Genomic DNA, 16,908 nt, shown 5'->3' with positions numbered 1-16,908 from the left:
AGGGCATTTAAGCAAGCTGCAGCAGAGCTGGGAACACCCATTGAATGGGGTGGAGACTGGCGCACGCTGAAAGACGGACCTCATTTTCAGTTAAAACGTTAGTGTGCTGGTGGTGATATGAAGCGAAAGCACTGGACACACCGAACGCCACGCGCGGCAGCAAGATGGGCACTGGTAGCGATACTGGTGCCTTTTTTGTTGGTGGGCTGTGTCAGTCTGGATAAGGCGCGTCAGCTTTTCGATACCGCTTCTCAGGTCTGCCAGCTTATTGATGGCGTTCGGCGGTGCGCGCAGAACTGATCACTCGCGAAGGCAGAATATTTTACTGAAAAATGACGCTGGCCAGTGCGTCCGGAAAACAAAAAATTCTGCTGCGTGCGGTATTTTGAATAATAAATGCTGATTTCTATTTTCACGATTCAGATATTGATCACCGGCATTACAGCAGCCCTTCAATGAGGGGCTGCGATAATGCCAAAGTTCGCCATCGGCACCCGCCGCGCACCCTGCGCACTGGTCGATGGTGGGCTTTTCAAATTTCAACATCGAGGCTGTATGTGCGAAGAATTAACAATCGTCTATCGCCCATTAAATAAACTGATACCGTGTGCAAGAAATGCCAGGACCCACAGCGATGAGCAGGTAGCACAACTGGTCGCCAGTATTAAGGAGTTTGGCTGGACGAATCCGGTGCTGGTTGATGAATGCGGAGAAATTATTGCCGGACATGGGCGAGTCATGGCGGCAGAATCGCTTGGCATGAACACCGTTCCGGTAATTGTCCTTGCAAATCTGACCGACGATCAGAAACGGGCGTATCGTCTGGCAGATAATCGGCTGCCGATGAATGCTGGCTGGGATGTGGAACTGCTCAAGCTGGAAATAACCGAGCTGCTGGATGCTGATTTCGATATTTCTCTGACAGGGTTTAACCAGGCAGAGATTGACGACCTGCTGACAGAGGTAACAACAGGCACAGAAAACGGCGATGAGCCGTACACTGCCAAAATTGACACGCCTGTTTATGAGCCGTCAGGCGAAAAACCTGATATCGCTGAATTGTACGATGACGCGAAAACGCAGGAACTGGCAGAGCGTATCCGCAGGGCCGGGCTAGATCCGGAGATCGAAAAATTCCTCCTGAGTGCCTCAGAGCGGCATACCGTTTTCAATTTCAGCAAAATTGCTGACTACTACGCTCACGCGCCGGAAGAGATTCAGACGCTGTTTGAAGAGTCCGCGTTGGTGATCATCGATTTCCAGCAAGCCATTGAACACGGTTTTGTCCGTATGACTCAGCGCATGGTGGAGATCATGCATGGTGATGAGGAGGAGGAAAATGCGTGATGATTTTTGCGCATTCATTCTGACCCACGGGCGGCCTGACAACGTGCTGACTTACCGAACCCTGCGCCGGGCGGGTTACACCGGAAAAATATATATCGTTGTTGATGACGAGGATAAAACCCGGCAGCAGTATATTCAGGCGTTTGGCGATCAGGTGCTGGTGTTTTCTAAAACGGATATTGCCAGCCGCTTCGATGAAGCAGACAACTTTGGCGACAGGCGCTCAATCTTTTATGCCAGGAATGCCTGTCCGGACCTGGCAAAAAAGGTTGGGTGTAAATATTACATCCAGCTCGATGACGACTATCACGAGTTCCAGTTTCGGGTGGATCGGAACTACGACCAGGCCTATTTCCCGATAAGGAAACTGGACGCGATCCTTTCTGAAATGCTGGCGTATTACGAATCAATACCTGCGCTTTCCATCGCTATGGCGCAGGGCGGTGACTTTCTTGGTGATAATGGCGGTCATGCAGCTTGGGTGAAACGCAAGGCAATGAACAGTTTTATCTGTTCGGTTGATCGACCGTTCTCATTCATAGGGCGCATTAACGAGGACGTGAACACATACACGAATCTCGGTCGCCGTGGTGAACTATTTATGACGATTGGTGCTGTCCAGTTAGGACAGAAGCAGACGCAGAAAAACAGCGGCGGCATGACCGAGCTGTATCTGGATTCTGGTACCTACGTTAAAAGTTTTTACTCCGTCATGTATGCGCCGTCATGCGTGAAAATCGCACTGATGGGGGCCAGCCATAAACGTATTCACCATCAGGTCACCTGGAACAACGCTGCAGTAAAAATCCTTCACGAAAAATACAGGAAGAAGACACCCTGCTAACAACAAGGGGGTGATAAGTGATTCCGTATCAAAAAATTGAGTCTCTGGCTGCGTGCCGTATGACACCGCAGCAGATTGCCGATGTTCTCGATATCGACCTGGATGAACTGAAACAGGATCGGGAATGCCTCGGGAAATTTTATAAATACATCAGAAAAGGAAGAGCCAAAGGTGAAGCCGAACTGAGGGCTGCGCTGTTTAAGCTGGCCCGGAAAGGTGATGCCTTTGCCCTGCGTGAACTACTCAAGGTGGATAAAAATCAGGACTAACTGATGAGCAGACAGGACTGGGATGCATTGCGGCAGGAGTACATCGCTGAATACACCCGATCCGGCATATCCCAGGAGGAATGGTGTAAGGCGAAGGGATTAAATTACAACACCGCTCGCCGCTACCTGAAAAAACCAATCAATGATGCGCAAACCGAAGTGCGCAAAACTGCGCAAAAAGGTGCGCAAAAGAAAACTGCGCAAACTGCGCAAAAGCGAACGCAAAAAACTGAGAAAAAGAAGTCCGTGGTTGTTGTCCCTCCTGTTACAGGAAACGACCAGGAAATTTCATTCGATCCCGATGAATTCGGCATTTCAGACCAGCAAGCAAAGTTTGCGATGCTGGTTGCTCAGGGTAAAAACCTCATCGAAGCATACCGCCTGGCTGGGTATAAATCTGAGGGGAATGCGGCGAGCGCCGGGGCAAGCCAGCTATTAAGAAATACTAAGGTTTATCGCGCCATCACCTGGTTCCGCAATCAGTACCAGAAACGTTATACCGCTGACCTCGATTTACTGGTGGGCCAGCTTATGTCCATTGTCCAGGCTGACCCTAACGAACTGGCTCAATTTCGCCGCGTTAACTGCCGTTATTGTTGGGGTGAAAATCACCTCTATCAGTGGCGTGATATAGCGGAGTTTGACAAAGCCGCAGAGAAGGCCAGTAAGGACGGTAAGCCTGCGCCTGAGTACGGCGGCCTCGGATTCGTTGATAACGCCATACCTAATCCTGACTGCCCGAAATGCTGTGGTGAGGGTCGGGGAGAAATCCATATTGCCGATACCACCATGCTTGATGGTGATGCGCGACTGCTTTATGCCGGGGCGAAGTACGGGAAATTCGGCGTTGAAATACTGATGGAGGACAAAGGCGCGGCACGTCGCGAACTCCTGAAGTATCTGGCGACTGTGAAAAAGCCGTTGCCGGAAAATAGCGAAGGATCTGCAAATACGGATCTGGATGATGAATGGAAACGCCTGCGCAATGAAAAACTGCGCACTGAGATTGAGAACCTCAAGAAAGGTGCTGGTGGCGCTAATAACCAAATAATTATTCACAACTCTCTGCCGATGCCGGGAGTGGATAATGTCGATTGAAATTTTCCTTCCAAAGCCTCACGAGGGGCAAATTGCGGCATGGACTGCGGCAATAGAAGAACGTTTTCATGCTGTGTGTTGCGGTCGTCGCTGGGGTAAAACGGTGATGCTGGTGAATATCGCCACCAGTTACGCCACCAGACGATTTGCGGTACCCACTACCGGGCAGTTGATAGCTGGCAGGGTGGGGATTTTTACCGCTCAGTACCGACAGTACCAGGAAATCTGGGACGAGATTTGCGCAGCACTGCAACCGTTGATACTCAGTCAGTCCAAGAACGAAAAGCGAATCATCCTCCGCAATGGGGGGCGTATCGACTTTTGGGTGACGGATAACAACAAACTGGCCGGGCGTGGGCGTAAGTATCATGCAGTGCTGATTGATGAGGCCGCATTCACCAAATCGCCGGAAATGCTCGAGGAAATCTGGCCCCGCGCAATACGTCCAACACTGGTCGATTACCGCGGCTGCGCCTGGGTGTTCTCAACGCCAAACGGCATCGATGAGCGTAATTTTTTCTATGCGGTGTGCCACGATGAATCTCTGGGATTTGTCATGCACCATGCGCCCACTTCGTCGAATCCCTATATCCCGAAAGAGGAACTGGAGGACACGGAGAAAAAATCGGAGCCGCGCGTGTGGCAGCAGGAATATCTCGCCAAGTTCGTTGACTGGTCGAAAGACGCATTACTCGATGTTGATAAGCTGCTGGTGGATGGCCAGCCGGTTGAGATGCCGCGACACTGCGACATGATTTTTGCGGTAATGGATACGGCGCTGAAAGGCGGGACGGAGAACGACGGGACAGGCGTGGTTTACTTCGCGTATGAGTCCACGTATTCCGATGAGCCGAAACTGACCGTTATCGACTGGGATGTGACGCAAATTAAAGCGTCATTGCTTCCGGAGTATATCCCCGGTGTTTATGACAACCTTGAGCGGCTGGCGCAACTCTGTCGCCCCCGCCTCGGGAGTCAGGGGGTATTCATGGAAGACGCCGCAATGGGCGCAATCCTCAACCAGAAAGCGGAAACCGAAGGCTGGGATATGACGCCGATTAAATCAGCGTTAACCAGCAAAGGGAAAGACGAGCGCGCGGTGCTGGCTTCCAGCCACCATTACCAGGGGAAATGCAAAATTACCCGCGAGGCTTACGACAAAACCGTTTCATTCAAGCGTACAACCGCGAACCACCTCATCAAACAAATCGCCGGGTTCCACCTGGCCGACAAAGACGCGCACAAACGCGCGGACGACCTTTTCGATTGCTACACGTACGGGCTGATCATCGCGTTCGGCAACTACGAAGCATTGTAAAAATCTGGATTTTTTCTGATGGCCGAGATCGACATTTCTGTAAATCTCAGTTCTTCGCTGATGCGTATTCTTGAAGCTGAAGAAATTCAGCCAGGAACCGACATTGGCTATGATCTGTGTAAACTGCTGTGGCAGTACCACCCGCTGGGCGGGAAACTTGTCGAAAAACCCATACTGATGGCGATGTGCAAGCCGCGCCAGTACAACGTGGAGACGGACCCTGACGAGAGGGTTGTGCGGCGTTTCCAGGAGGTGTGGGAGCGTATGAAGGTTAACGAGAAGATTAAAAATCTATTTTTTCTCTCTCGTTGCTATGGCGCCGCCGCTATCGGCGTGGGTACCGACAGTGTTTCATGCCGGGATCCTCTTCCGACTTTCGGGCTCACTGAGGATGATGTGTATATCAATGCGTGGGATCCGTTGAACGCTTCCGGTTCGATGGTGACCGACCAGAATCCCAACAGCCCGTTTTTCCAGGAAGCCAATAAGACTCTGAAAATCAGCGGTAAAAACTGGCATCCATCACGCACGTTGAAAATTTTCAACGGCACGCCGATTTATCTCGAATACCAGAATTCCACGTATGGTTTTACCGGGCGCAGTGTGTTCCAGCGCGTTCTCTATTCCCTGAAATCCTACATCAACACGATGGAGGCCAGCGATCTGGTTAGCAAGAAAGCCGGGGTGCTGGTGGCTAAAGTCACTCAGAATGGCTCAAAAGCTGACGGCATCGTAGCCAAAGTCACTGGCAGAAAGCGTGAAGTTCTGAAAGAAGCGAAAAATGGCGGTGTCATTAGTGTTGGTCAGCAGGACGATATTGCTTCCCTGAACCTGCAAAACATCGACGGGGCGCTAAATGCCGCCCGTGACAACATCATTTCCGATATTGCATCAGGTAGTGATGTTCCCGCGATTCTCATCAAGGAGGAGGCCTTCTCGAAAGGATGGTCTGATGGTTCTGAGGATTCGAAAGCTATCAGCCAGTATATCGATGGTGTGCGCCAGCAGATTGAACCTGTGATGGATTATTTCGAGCGTCTGGTGCAGTACATCGCGTGGAACGAGGAATTTTACCAGTCACTGAGAAATGATTACCCGGACATCATAACCGAGGACTACAAAACCATGTTCTACCAGTGGCGGCGTGAATTTACCGCAACGTGGCAGGAACTGGTGGAGGAATCTCCGGACAAACGCCGGGAAAGCGACAGCAAAGTGATTCAACAGGCGATAGCGCTGTTCTCTGCCGTAGCGCCACAGGTTGACCCTGAAAACCGCGCCGCCGTCACTGAATGGCTGGCGAGCCTGGTCAATTCCACGCAAACCTACGGCGAAGCGCCTCTCATCATTGATGTGGATGCGTTGGCGAACTACGAACCACCGAAGCAGGAGACGCCTGATGGCAATTTCCAGCCGGGCGGGGAGGAAAAAGAAACGGATCCTGACGCTGTATGAAGTCCTGACGGATGCCGTTAACTACTACGTTAATCATGGGTGGGATACTGAAGAATCATTACTCGAATGGTGCCGGAAACTGCGTGTCGCAGCGAGACGGGAGACACCAGACGATAACGTAGCACGAAAGCACCTTACCGCTATTTACAGCCGTCTGGTTATCGACGGCGGGGCATTACGGGACCAGCCCGCAGACGGTCCGAAAAAAGTTACCCTCGACAAGCTGAAACCTGAGTTTCGCAAGGAACTCGACAAGCGAATTTTCGCCAGTGCCAACCTGATAAAACTCAACCGCGAACAGGCCATCGAGAAAACCATTCAGCGTTTTCAGGGATGGGCCACGTCTATTCCTCCGGACGGGGTGAGTGATGTCGATCGCCGGGCGCGAAAATCTGAGTTTCAGAAGTCGATTAAGGATATGGACTTCATCAGTCGCCGGGTGGCTATCGATCAGGGGCATAAGCTGGCGAGCAACGTTAAGTATCTGCTGGCCGTTCAAAGCGGCGCTATTGCACTGCGCTGGCATTCGAACTGGCGCCGTCCTGGCTATGACTACCGTGTTGACCACAAAGATCGCGACGAAAAAATTTACCTCCTGCGTGATTCGTGGGCGCTCGAGCAGGGGCTGATTAAGCCCGTTTACGGCTTCTATGACGAAATCACCGCTGCCGGAGAGGAGGTTTATTGCAGCTGCGATGCGTTGCCCATCTATGCCCCTCAGAAACTACCCGACGAATTTTTAACGGAGAAGGGAAAACGTGAGTTTAACCGAGCTTGAAGTAGCGGAGCGCATCAGGGACGGCACCGTACCGTCTCCGGTGAAGTTCTCCAACATGTGGCTGGTGAATTTGCGCATAACGGGAACCGGGCTGGCGTATCGCGCCGGGCTGAAAGAACACGTATGGCGCGATCCGAAGCTCTATCTGAACGAGGAGTTTTTGAGGCGCTGTAATGGACTGCCGGTTATCGCAAATCATCCGAATGATGCAGTTCTGACGGAGGAGGATTTTAAATCACGGATCGTCGGTAGCGTCATGCTTCCGTATATCCGGGGCGATGAGGTATGGGCGGTGTGCCGCGTTTACCTCCAGAGCATTGTTGAAGAAATCACTGAGGGGGATGTTTCGACAAGCCCGTCTGTGGTGTTCAACAAAACATCAGGGAATGTGGAGGTGCAGGAGGGAGACACCAACTTTTTGATCGAGGGTGTTCCGTTTCTGGTCGATCACATTGCGCTGGTGACAAAAGACCACGGCTCGCTGGGCGTGTGGGACAAAGACCGGATCCCCGCAGGGGTTGAAGTAACAAATACAGGTGAGATTGAGATGGAAAAAGAAGAACTCCAGGCCCTGTTAAAGGGGGTTGTGAGTGATGCCCTGAGTGGCATTAATCAGAAAATCGACGGTGTCGTCACGCGCATGGATTCGCTGGAACAGCGGGACAAGGCGCGGGCAGATGCCGACGAACAGGCGAAAAAAGAGGCCGAGGAAAAGGCCAAAGCCGATGCCGAAGCAGAGGAACAACGCAAAGCTGATGAAGCCGCTGAGGAACAGCGTAAGGCTGACGAGGCCGCTGCGGAGGAACAACGTAAAGCAGATGAAGCGGCAGAAGAGCAGCGCAAAGCCGATGAAGCCGCAGAAAAAGAACGCAACGATTCTGCTCTGGCAGAGGCACAGGCAAAAGCGGACTCCGCATTCAGTGCCTGCGGCAAAAACGCGCCAGCGCCGTTCTCCGGTGAAAACGCACTGGACTACCGCAAGCGCGCGCTTATCGCCATGCAGAAACATTCTCCGGCGCATAAAGACGTGAATATTCGCGCGATTGCGGATTCCGCGACGCTGGCTGTGCTCGAGGACGCTATTTTCAGCGCCGCCCGTCAGACCATTGAAAAAGAAATGACGAGTACGCTGGGGCAACTGCATAAACGCGTTCGCAGCGATGAAGCCGGGCGTCGTATCACTGAATATCAGGGCGATCCGAACGTCTGGCTGGCAACGTTTAAAACGCCAGGACGTCGCCTGGCAAAAATTAACACTCAAGGGAGCCTGAACAATGGCTGATATTAACTTTCATCCGTTTAAAAACCGTGGGGCATTTGGTGGCCTTTTCAATGTTGAATCCCGCGGCCTCATGCAGGGGGACGCGCAGGATGATCCGGCGATTCGTCTGCAACTCTGCTCAGGGCGTCTGGACAGCAAAATTTCTGCCCCGGTATGGGGTGGTGTTGGCGTAATGGAGTGTATCGCCACCGTAAAAGACAGCGTTAACGGCGCGATTATCAAACAGGCTACACAGAATGCCTGTAACGCCTTCACGGTCTTTAATCAGGCATTTCACGGCATCACCACGCCGGATAATCCGGTGCCGTTATATCTTGCGGACGGCTTTGTCCACTATTACCGGATCGGTTCTGGTGCCCGCATCCCTCTCCCTGTCAGTGCGGACGTGGTCGCGCTGGCCGATGGTAACAACACGGTCGCCGCCAGTGGTTTTGTGTGGGATCTGACGAAAAATGAAATTGATGTTTACACGGGAACGCCGGGAGCCAATCCGAAGGTGGACATTAAGCTGCTGATGGTTTCAGTTGAAGGGAACCTGACGGTGAAAAAAGAAGACGGCGGCAATGTTGTCTGGGAAACCGGTAAGCCGTGTGGTCTGTTTTTGATTTAAGGGGATTTTAATTAATGAGCGCATTTACTCCTGCGACTACTATCGTGTCGCCGTCTATGGTTCTGCCGGAAATGATCGTGCAACAGAGCATGGCTTCCGGCGCATTTGAAGTCCTGGCTGGCGGTGCTCCATCGGTTAAAATCAGCTCTAGTGATCTGATGGTCTATCAGAAATACCTGCGCATGACCTCACAGGCGCAGGCCAGTCAGTCTCTGCCGGGCCAGTTGCCGTCATCCAGCATCGCGGGCGCTTATGACGGGATGATGACTTACCGTATTTCCTCCCGTTCTCAGTACAGCTATCTCGATACAGATGCTGCAGATCGCTGGGGTTACTCCCTGACAGAAGGTCTGCGCTTGGCTAACCGTCAGGGGCACGCTCAGATGCTGCGTAATATGCTGCTGTACGGCGTGAATGCGGCGAATAACGAAGGGATCACCAACTCCCCGAACGCCACGACGCTGAATCTTGGAAGTGACAGCAAAGGTAATGATTCCTACACCACCTGGGATTCTGGCGAGATGGCTAAATTTTTCCTCGGCCTTATTGCTGACCAGAAAACCCGCATGTTGCTGCTGGGCCAGCCATTAACGACCGTCATTCTGAGTCCGCAGCGATTCATGAAGGCGCTGGAATGGACCGGAATTGTTGAGCTGACCAGTTACCAGCGTCCGGGTGGCGGTACCGGAACCGTGGGGACGATGGTTAAAGACGTAGCTGATAAGGCGACAGGCGATGACATTATTTTCTGCCAGGACGACACGCTGATTGGTAAAGGCGCTGGCGGCAACGACTTGATCATCGTTACCAATCCGACGATTGAAGTGCCGGAAGCGCGTCATACCATTAACACCAATATTTTCTCGACGCTGGTTCCGAACCAGGAGGCAGTGAACGTCATGTTCTGCGACATGGCGGCACCGACAGAAATTCCGTCTCCGATGCCGGATGGTGGCCTGACCACGCTGTACACTATGCGTTCAACTCCGGGCTGGAACTTCCGTCCGGAAGGGGTGACGCTGCTGTCAGCAAAATACGCATAAACGATAAACCTGAGTGCAGGGGGGCTGATGCCCCCTTTTTTGTGAGAGAAATTCATGAAACTGTATATTGCTAACTGTTCCCGCCAGGCACACACGTTTAACTACAAACTCCCTGAAAAAACGCAGTCATTCGGTGTGACTATTCCGTCAGGCCGTCAGCACATGATCGAGAATCAGTCCGATATTATCGATCACATCATTCGCCAGCATGAGCCTTACGGTTTCCAGCGCTGCGACAAGGTGGACAAGAATTTTTCTGGTATCTGCTACTCCATTGATAAGCCGGTGACGGTGGGGCGCATCGAGGACGGCGCGGAGCAGAAAACGGAAAACCTGAAATCCATGTCAGAGGAAATTCTGGCGGCCAGCGCCGTGTCCCTGAACAACGCGGTGGATCAGGCCGTCATCCAGAGCGGTGAAAAACCGCTTTCCGGTGGAATTGAAATGGAAATTACCGGGGAAGCCGTGAATACCGAGCAGGACAATCCGCCCAGTTCAAAGCGTAACATCAAGGTTAAAAAATAATGAATCTTCGCCCGACACTGGATGGATTCATTCGTTTTGTGCGTGGCGAAATGGGTGTGCCGGTTCATGTCATCGCTGACGATAACCCTACACTCGAGTGCTGTTTTCGTTCGGCGATGGAATTGATCCCACACGATCAGGGGCTGGAATTGTTGCCCATTATCTACACGCACACAGTCTACAACGCTGCTGCATCCTTATTGCTCAACTATGCGCCTGGTCCGTGGTTTGCAGCCCTGCGGAAAAAACTCAATTTGGGTAAACCGGTTTACGGACTGGTGAACTCGGCAGCCGACCAGGGCACATCCGGTTCTGTCACCATCAGTGATGCATTAAGCAACCTTACGCTAATGGATTTGCAGATGCTGCAGGATCCGTATGGTCGACAGGTTGTTGCGGTGCTCATGCAGATGGGTTCGGTATGGGGTTACACGCCATGAAGGTCTGTTTTGGGGTTATCGACCAGCCGTATGACTATGGAGATGACCCGGGAAAAACCACGTTCGAAGTGGCTCAGGATCTGGAAGAGCGCTACGAAATTTTTACGCATTTTTGGGATATGCATAAGGACGAGGTTATTCAGGAGGCTGGCGAGATGTTGGCTTATCAACTGATTAATCATCTCAAGCATAAGGCACCGTTGCCATCAATGCAGGTGATGGGCGACACCAGAGAAATTTTTCATCGGTTTTTGGAGTCCGAAGAAATGGCCGGGCTGACCATTAACGGAAACCCTGTACCGACAAACGCTGCATTAATGGGGGTTAATTCACGATTGAAAGACAAATACACCGGGGAGCGACGTCCGTCATTTATTGACGGCGGGCTGTTTAAAACCAGTTTTATAGCGTGGATAGGTAACGATGCCGAGCCTTGAGGAATTAGCTCAACAGCATGGCTCGCAACTTTCCTCAGTTCTTCAATCCGCAGTCGAAACTATCTCCTCAGGTCAGGAAATCACATTCAGGCTTTATGTCCGGCAGGTTTTACCGCTGGATGGTTTTGTGTACTGGGTGAATGCGGAAATCGTGAGTTGTGACGAGTTGTGTCGCCTGAATATCGAGTCTCCGGCTCGTCTGAAAATTAAAGGCAGTCTGCACCGACAAATCGTTACCGTTCAGGATGAGTCGGTATCGCGGGATGTGAATAACATCATTTTCACGCCGATTAAGCAGATCGACGATTTTAATACTGAAAACCCGGACAGCATCTATCTGGGGGAGTATGGCGGCGTGCAGTTCGCCTTTTCCCGCATGGAAAGCCGATACCAGCAATCGGGCATTTTTCACTATCGGGGCATGGCGATTTTGCCGACCATGCGATCGCAGATCATCGACTGTCCGGACGACATATCCAACGAGCGGATCATTTCCAACAGCATCCCGCTCTGGCTGACGATGAAGGATTTCGCCACGGTTTATCCGTCATACCTCGTTCCTCAAAACCTCCGTCCTCCGTATATCGCGGTAGACGTGCGCAACAGTACGCCGTTACAGGTTGCACCCATCGTGTATGGCGGCGAGCGATACCAGCTTGTGCAGGATTCGGTGCGCCTGACGCTCTACGGCTTCACCAACAAAATGGCGCTGGATTTTGTCGATTCTGTAGTGAGTCGCGCACTGGAGGATGAGGAATTCGGGGTAACCAATATTCCGGTACCGCAGGACGCAAAATCCGGTCAGGTAGAAATCAACGCGCTGGCAAAGAAAAAAACCGTCGATTTTGAGGTGAATTACTACCAGACCACCACCCGGGAACTCTCTCAACAGTTAATCAAAAAAGCGATCTGTAACTACGAGGTCAAATAATGGGCTTTAATATCGTTACGGTGAATGTGTCCCAGACGATTGGGGCTATTCCCGCCAACCTTCAACAGATGTCGGCCGTTCTTTCCTTCGGCTCAACATTACAGGAACCCGGTAAACCGGTACTCATTACCCGCGACAAAGAAATCAGCGAACTGGTGAAAAACGCCATTGGCTCACTGACTGCGGCGCCGGGCGCCAAGTCATCCGGTAACGTCAATATCACCATGACGCTGCCGGAAGGAGTGACAATTGGTCGGAATGATAATTCCGAGGTGAAAATCATCGTTTCCGGCTGCTCTCCGGATGCCTGGAACGGGGAATTCACGGCAACCGTGACGGCAAGCAATACGCTGACATGGACGATCCCTGATTCCCAACTTAACGGATCGCCGACGACGCTGGGGCAGTTCTCCATTGAGGGGGGCGACAATCTGGTGACGGCGGTCAACACGTTTTTTGCGCAGGGTAACAAGGTGGGTACGTACCTGCTGGAGCTTGGCGTGCAGAAATCCGGCGTCAGTGCCGAAATCGCCGCACTCAAAGCTTATATGGAAGATCCGCTCAAACGTTTCTACGCGTATCTGGTGCCGCAGACGTGGGACGGGAACGCAGAATTTATCACCCTGGCAAAACTCTACACCGCCAACGAAGCGATGCAGTATTTCTTCGTACTGACCAAAACGCCGGGTGATACCAATTACGTTTCTCCTTATGCGGGCATTAAGTCGATTATTGCTCAGGCCGATGATACGTACCCGGCGACGAACGCGGCAGCCGCGACAATGTGGAATTTCGTTTCGGCGTCACCTTCGGAAATCAACAAAGTGCCACCGATGGCATTCCGCTATTTACAGGCGGTAAACGCCCACAAGGGTAAAAATTCCATCCTGACTACGATGACGAAGCAGAACATCAACTACGTCGATACAGGGGCAGAGGGCGGTATTTCTAACACCATTCTGGTGAAAGGCGTAACCAGTGACGGCAACGATATGACGTACTGGTATTCGGTGGACTGGGTGCAGATTAACGTGGATATGCAGCTCGCTAACACGGTGATCAACGGCAGTAATAACCCGATTAATCCGCTCTATTACAACCAGGACGGCATCGACCGACTGCAACAGGTCGCACAGGGCGTATTCAATACAGGCGTTTCCTACGGGCTCGTAAATGGCCAGCCGGTCGTTGATGCAGTGCCTTTCCGTCAGTACACCAAAACCAACCCCAATGATTACGGTATCGGGCGCTATGCGGGGCTGTCTGCCGTATACACGCCGATGCGTGGATTTACCGAAATCATTTTCAACATCAATGTGACTATGCAGCTTTCGTGAGGATCTGAGTCGTGCCAAATCCAATGATCCCTGTTGGTACCCTTAACCGGGTTCGTGCCAGCATTAAATTTACCTCCCATTCCGAACTCAATGTCTCCGCCTCATTCCTTGCGAAAGAAGGCGTCGAATTGTCCTTTCAGGGCAATATCACGGAGTTTTTACCCGCCATGACAGGTGCCGTACAGTCGCCGCAGCCGTACATGATTTTACAGGCGCGTGTTCATCTGCTGCGTAGTCAGGCGCTGGGTAAACAATTCAAGGCGCAGTGGGAAAAGAACGCCACCATTGGCGACGCGAAGGTGTACAGCGACAGCACTGTTTTTGGTGACTTTGATATCTACAACACTGCAATCACCAACGTGCAGGATATGACCTTCGCCGGGGGCGAGCCGGGTGTGGCCATCACCATTACCGGCACGTATTACATCAACTCTGAAATGTGGGATCTGGTATGAAAATCTCCCGAAATTTAAACCTGATTATTCCCGTCCAGACTGAGAAAGGGAAAGCCTGGGTCCATGCCACGCCGATCAGCAAAGAAGTGTTCAAAGAGCATTTTTTCATTCTGAGCAAAACCTTTTCGGCCATTTTCTCCGAGGGGCTGGGAGTTGTTGCAGGACCGCGCATCGCTTTTCTGATGCTGGAGCGGATCTCGCGTGATTCTAATGCCTGGGAAGGTGATAAGGGGGTCCGTAATACGCTGGTTAACGAGATCGTTCGCCTGGCAAACCTTGTTTATCCAGTAGAGGGCAAAGGTTATGAGACGATCCCCCTTGATATTGCACTCGAGCGCGGAATTGTTGAACTGGATGAAGTAGCGGGTGAACTCGTTTTTTTTACATGCGTCTCGTCGATAAATTCCCCGGATCAGGCGAAGGGGACTATGGATGTAGTCAATGGAATATGGGGCACTCAATGCTCGTCCTTGAGTCTTACGGAATGGATCGCTTCATTGCCGACATTGAAGCCCACCGCCAGTTCTGGCACGACGGTGAGCACGTCATCAGCGAAATCCTCGACTACTCAGCCGGAGCCGGATTCAGCGAAATCTGGGCAGATTCCGGTCTGAATATTAAATCAGCAGCTCAGTTTCGTGAGCTGCTCAAATTCAAAAATCCCGCAGGAGTATTGTAATGGCTGGTAACCAGATGCCAGTGCTGACGCTGGATGTCAATGATGAGCATCTCAAGCGGCTTGAGGCAATATTTGAAAAGTATCAGAACGGGTTAAAAATAGGTCCGGGTGGTTTCCCCATGGCAATACCACACCAGGGGGAAGCCAGGAACAGGCAAAGCGGCCTTCCTGCTTCCACAGCAGGGAAAACTGGCCCTGATATATCCGGTCGAGCGAGGGATGAGAAAGGGCGTTTTATTGGTTCGGGTAAGAGTTCGGACGCGTTTGTCAGCAACTACAAAGGCCGCGGCGAAACGATGTTTGATAAGTATCTCAGCGGGTTGGGTAAAAATGCTCAGCAGACGCTGAAAACTTATAAGCAAATCAATTCGACGCTACAGACGACCACCTCGAGGTTAAACAATCTGTTTAAAACCACCGTATCGTGGGGGACGAAACTCGCGCTTATGGGCGTAGCAGGGCCGTTCGGTTTTGGCATGATGGCCCGTGATGTTGTAGAAAAACAGAAAAATGCTGATGAACTGCTCGCCACACCGGGAGAAATGAAAGCGGCGGAAAGCACTTATTCCCCGTATTTTTCTGGTGTTGGCAATCTGCTAAATACGCTGGCAAATGCGCAGAATGATCAGGACCACCCAGCCCGTGTAGGTTTGCTCAATCTGGGTATGAACCCTGATAAAAATGCGACTGAAAACCTCCCTATACTGCTGGAACGAGTTGCCGCTCTTGCAAAAGAGTATGAAGGTACAGGTCTTACACAGGGCATGTTGAGGGGGAGAAGTCTTGGGTGGGTAAATTTTGGTCTTGCGAATCAGCTTGTAAAATATCAGGACAAAATACCTGAACTCAATAAAGAGTTTTTATTGCGGGCTTCTCAGAATGACTCGTTGCTCACCTCTGCACATACAAGTAAATATCAGAATCTTACCAGTAGCCTGGAAAATAACTGGGATCAACTTACCAGTGGATTTCAGGGAGCTATGTCGGGTAATTCTGAACAACTAATCAAAATATCTAATGGAGTAACGAATGCTGGCCTGAATTTCCTTAATGGTGAGAATTTTAAAAGGATCCTGACTGATGTAGAAACAGGGCTGGATAAACTTGGTAAGTACGTAAATGGCCCCGACTTTAATAACGACCTGAATAATTTTGCCGAAAATGTCGCGAAAGTTGTTAAGGCACTTGTTGGGTTCGTGGGATTCGCAGCGGAACATCCCTGGCTTTTTGGTGCGGCAATGCTTGCTGGTCCTGCGCGGATTGGTGCTGTCGCCGCTACAGCTACCGGAGTTACCGCCCGTGTTGTTGGAGGAAGTCTTCTCGGGGCAACGGCTGGAACTGTAGCCGGGCTGGTTATTCCTACAAACGACACTCCTACCACCAGTGAGGAAATGAAAGGGCTGGAGGGGCGATTTAAATTTGAATATTTTAACGAAGTGCAGGAGTGGCAAAAAAATAATCCAGGCAAGGTTTGGCCTGGCAAAATTGGAGGCAGCAACAACGCCAATCTGAGCCAGAAAGATAAATTGCTGGGTATGGTGCAGGCAAAAGCAAGGGCTGCTCTGTTACCTGAAAATCTGCTAGAGACGGTTATCGGTATTGAATCTGGCTGGAATCCCAATGCGATTAGCGAAAGAGGAGCTATGGGGCTATCACAATTTGTCAAAAGCACCGGAAATGCTTATGGGCTTTATGGCAGGGATTTTTTTGATCCTGAGAAATCTACCGATGCTGCAGCTCGTTATTTCCTTGATAACAGCAGCCGTTACAAGGGAGATATTGCAAAAATGCTTGCGCAGTATAACGGTGGAAATATTGCGGTCGGAAAAGATAACACTCTGAACCTAAAAAGCGAGACTGTTAATTACCTTCTGAAAGCATTATCAGAAATTCCAGAACTCAGGGCGCAACGCCCCATGCTTGAAGGCAAACTACATGCTGCAAAACAGATGCTTGCCAACAATTCTGACGGGCGAGCCGTTATCCAACTTGAGATTCTTGAGAAGCCGGGGGCCAGCTATTCTGCACAACTCGCCGGGCAGTTAATTCCGAGGTAATCC

20 protein-coding genes are annotated in these 16,908 nt (G+C 51.3%); all 20 read left to right on the top strand.

The window, feature by feature from the left end; all coding sequences use genetic code 11:
• The first annotated feature begins 27 nt into the window (after window positions 1-27).
• The 20 genes from AACS05_RS11980 to AACS05_RS11885 all read left to right on the top strand — a co-directional run bounded on the left by AACS05_RS11980 (window position 28) and on the right by AACS05_RS11885 (window position 16,905).
• Window positions 28-102 (top strand): M15 family metallopeptidase, encoded by a 75-nt coding sequence (locus AACS05_RS11980; protein ID WP_404842381.1) that lies wholly within the window; start codon window positions 28-30, stop codon window positions 100-102.
• Between the two features lie 15 nt (window positions 103-117).
• Window positions 118-300: a hypothetical protein gene (locus AACS05_RS11975; protein ID WP_045443216.1), complete on the top strand. Its 183-nt coding sequence runs from the start codon at window positions 118-120 to the stop codon at window positions 298-300.
• 255 nt (window positions 301-555) lie between these two features.
• On the top strand, window positions 556-1,347 hold the full coding sequence (locus AACS05_RS11970) for a ParB/Srx family N-terminal domain-containing protein (RefSeq protein WP_045449613.1): 792 nt from the start codon (window positions 556-558) through the stop codon (window positions 1,345-1,347).
• Window positions 1,340-2,191 (top strand): GREB1-related protein, encoded by an 852-nt coding sequence (locus AACS05_RS11965; RefSeq protein ID WP_045443213.1) that lies wholly within the window; start codon window positions 1,340-1,342, stop codon window positions 2,189-2,191. The genes AACS05_RS11970 and AACS05_RS11965 overlap by 8 nt, the downstream gene beginning before the upstream one ends.
• 59 nt (window positions 2,192-2,250) lie before the next feature.
• The gene (locus AACS05_RS11960; RefSeq protein ID WP_032687329.1) at window positions 2,251-2,460 is read left to right on the top strand and encodes a hypothetical protein; all 210 of its coding nucleotides are present in this window, start codon (window positions 2,251-2,253) and stop codon (window positions 2,458-2,460) included.
• Window positions 2,461-2,463: 3 nt separating this feature from the next.
• The gene (locus AACS05_RS11955) at window positions 2,464-3,558 is read left to right on the top strand and encodes a terminase small subunit (RefSeq protein WP_045443210.1); all 1,095 of its coding nucleotides are present in this window, start codon (window positions 2,464-2,466) and stop codon (window positions 3,556-3,558) included.
• Window positions 3,548-4,876, top strand: coding sequence for a terminase (locus tag AACS05_RS11950; RefSeq protein ID WP_045443207.1), 1,329 nt, complete (start codon window positions 3,548-3,550; stop codon window positions 4,874-4,876). The genes AACS05_RS11955 and AACS05_RS11950 overlap by 11 nt, the downstream gene beginning before the upstream one ends.
• Window positions 4,877-4,894: 18 nt before the next feature.
• Window positions 4,895-6,331: an anti-CBASS protein Acb1 family protein gene (locus AACS05_RS11945; RefSeq protein WP_045443204.1), complete on the top strand. Its 1,437-nt coding sequence runs from the start codon at window positions 4,895-4,897 to the stop codon at window positions 6,329-6,331.
• Entirely contained in the window at window positions 6,276-7,109 is an 834-nt protein-coding gene (locus AACS05_RS11940) for a hypothetical protein (RefSeq protein WP_045443201.1), read from the top strand. The genes AACS05_RS11945 and AACS05_RS11940 overlap by 56 nt, the downstream gene beginning before the upstream one ends.
• Window positions 7,090-8,391, top strand: coding sequence for a DUF2213 domain-containing protein (locus AACS05_RS11935; RefSeq protein ID WP_045443199.1), 1,302 nt, complete (start codon window positions 7,090-7,092; stop codon window positions 8,389-8,391). The genes AACS05_RS11940 and AACS05_RS11935 overlap by 20 nt, the downstream gene beginning before the upstream one ends.
• Window positions 8,384-9,001 carry a hypothetical protein gene (locus AACS05_RS11930; protein ID WP_045443196.1) on the top strand — a complete coding sequence of 206 codons (618 nt, stop codon included), beginning with the start codon at window positions 8,384-8,386 and terminating at the stop codon, window positions 8,999-9,001. Before AACS05_RS11935 ends, AACS05_RS11930 begins: the two co-directional genes overlap by 8 nt.
• Before the next feature lie 14 nt (window positions 9,002-9,015).
• Entirely contained in the window at window positions 9,016-10,044 is a 1,029-nt protein-coding gene (locus AACS05_RS11925) for a hypothetical protein (RefSeq protein WP_045443193.1), read from the top strand.
• Window positions 10,045-10,098: 54 nt separating this feature from the next.
• On the top strand, window positions 10,099-10,569 hold the full coding sequence (locus tag AACS05_RS11920; RefSeq protein WP_045443190.1) for a hypothetical protein: 471 nt from the start codon (window positions 10,099-10,101) through the stop codon (window positions 10,567-10,569).
• Window positions 10,569-11,009, top strand: a complete 441-nt coding sequence (locus tag AACS05_RS11915) for a hypothetical protein (protein WP_045443181.1) — start codon at window positions 10,569-10,571, stop codon at window positions 11,007-11,009. The genes AACS05_RS11920 and AACS05_RS11915 overlap by 1 nt, the downstream gene beginning before the upstream one ends.
• Window positions 11,006-11,446: a hypothetical protein gene (locus AACS05_RS11910; RefSeq protein ID WP_045443179.1), complete on the top strand. Its 441-nt coding sequence runs from the start codon at window positions 11,006-11,008 to the stop codon at window positions 11,444-11,446. The genes AACS05_RS11915 and AACS05_RS11910 overlap by 4 nt, the downstream gene beginning before the upstream one ends.
• Window positions 11,433-12,377 (top strand): hypothetical protein, encoded by a 945-nt coding sequence (locus AACS05_RS11905; RefSeq protein WP_045443176.1) that lies wholly within the window; start codon window positions 11,433-11,435, stop codon window positions 12,375-12,377. The genes AACS05_RS11910 and AACS05_RS11905 overlap by 14 nt, the downstream gene beginning before the upstream one ends.
• Window positions 12,377-13,714 carry a hypothetical protein gene (locus AACS05_RS11900; protein ID WP_045443173.1) on the top strand — a complete coding sequence of 446 codons (1,338 nt, stop codon included), beginning with the start codon at window positions 12,377-12,379 and terminating at the stop codon, window positions 13,712-13,714. Before AACS05_RS11905 ends, AACS05_RS11900 begins: the two co-directional genes overlap by 1 nt.
• Before the next feature lie 23 nt (window positions 13,715-13,737).
• A complete protein-coding gene (locus tag AACS05_RS11895; RefSeq protein ID WP_032686971.1) occupies window positions 13,738-14,169 on the top strand; it encodes a hypothetical protein in 432 nt (143 codons plus the stop codon).
• Window positions 14,166-14,783, top strand: coding sequence for a hypothetical protein (locus AACS05_RS11890; RefSeq protein WP_071828934.1), 618 nt, complete (start codon window positions 14,166-14,168; stop codon window positions 14,781-14,783). The genes AACS05_RS11895 and AACS05_RS11890 overlap by 4 nt, the downstream gene beginning before the upstream one ends.
• Before the next feature lie 64 nt (window positions 14,784-14,847).
• Window positions 14,848-16,905: a transglycosylase SLT domain-containing protein gene (locus tag AACS05_RS11885; RefSeq protein WP_045443162.1), complete on the top strand. Its 2,058-nt coding sequence runs from the start codon at window positions 14,848-14,850 to the stop codon at window positions 16,903-16,905.
• Window positions 16,906-16,908 lie beyond the last annotated feature (3 nt).

It is taken from the genome of Citrobacter sp. S-77 (assembly GCF_963864895.1).
GTDB lineage: Bacteria > Pseudomonadota > Gammaproteobacteria > Enterobacterales > Enterobacteriaceae > Citrobacter > Citrobacter murliniae.
The sequence above is the reverse complement of the archived record's forward strand: the minus strand, read 5'-3'. Positions and strand labels throughout refer to the sequence as shown.

Bases quoted from the DNA above. Each gene is read 5' to 3' on its own strand.
- AACS05_RS11915 (WP_045443181.1), top strand. From the start codon at position 10,569: ATGAATCTTCGCCCGACACTGGATGGATTCATTCGTTTTGTGCGTGGC.
- AACS05_RS11905 (WP_045443176.1), top strand. From the start codon at position 11,433: ATGCCGAGCCTTGAGGAATTAGCTCAACAGCATGGCTCGCAACTTTCC.
- AACS05_RS11885 (WP_045443162.1), top strand. From the start codon at position 14,848: ATGGCTGGTAACCAGATGCCAGTGCTGACGCTGGATGTCAATGATGAG.
- AACS05_RS11945 (WP_045443204.1), top strand. From the start codon at position 4,895: ATGGCCGAGATCGACATTTCTGTAAATCTCAGTTCTTCGCTGATGCGT.
- AACS05_RS11890 (WP_071828934.1), top strand. From the start codon at position 14,166: ATGAAAATCTCCCGAAATTTAAACCTGATTATTCCCGTCCAGACTGAG.
- AACS05_RS11955 (WP_045443210.1), top strand. From the start codon at position 2,464: ATGAGCAGACAGGACTGGGATGCATTGCGGCAGGAGTACATCGCTGAA.
- AACS05_RS11970 (WP_045449613.1), top strand. From the start codon at position 556: ATGTGCGAAGAATTAACAATCGTCTATCGCCCATTAAATAAACTGATA.
- AACS05_RS11895 (WP_032686971.1), top strand. From the start codon at position 13,738: ATGATCCCTGTTGGTACCCTTAACCGGGTTCGTGCCAGCATTAAATTT.
- AACS05_RS11910 (WP_045443179.1), top strand. From the start codon at position 11,006: ATGAAGGTCTGTTTTGGGGTTATCGACCAGCCGTATGACTATGGAGAT.
- AACS05_RS11920 (WP_045443190.1), top strand. From the start codon at position 10,099: ATGAAACTGTATATTGCTAACTGTTCCCGCCAGGCACACACGTTTAAC.
- AACS05_RS11975 (WP_045443216.1), top strand. From the start codon at position 118: ATGAAGCGAAAGCACTGGACACACCGAACGCCACGCGCGGCAGCAAGA.
- AACS05_RS11950 (WP_045443207.1), top strand. From the start codon at position 3,548: ATGTCGATTGAAATTTTCCTTCCAAAGCCTCACGAGGGGCAAATTGCG.
- AACS05_RS11960 (WP_032687329.1), top strand. From the start codon at position 2,251: ATGACACCGCAGCAGATTGCCGATGTTCTCGATATCGACCTGGATGAA.
- AACS05_RS11930 (WP_045443196.1), top strand. From the start codon at position 8,384: ATGGCTGATATTAACTTTCATCCGTTTAAAAACCGTGGGGCATTTGGT.
- AACS05_RS11940 (WP_045443201.1), top strand. From the start codon at position 6,276: ATGGCAATTTCCAGCCGGGCGGGGAGGAAAAAGAAACGGATCCTGACG.
- AACS05_RS11965 (WP_045443213.1), top strand. From the start codon at position 1,340: ATGCGTGATGATTTTTGCGCATTCATTCTGACCCACGGGCGGCCTGAC.
- AACS05_RS11900 (WP_045443173.1), top strand. From the start codon at position 12,377: ATGGGCTTTAATATCGTTACGGTGAATGTGTCCCAGACGATTGGGGCT.
- AACS05_RS11925 (WP_045443193.1), top strand. From the start codon at position 9,016: ATGAGCGCATTTACTCCTGCGACTACTATCGTGTCGCCGTCTATGGTT.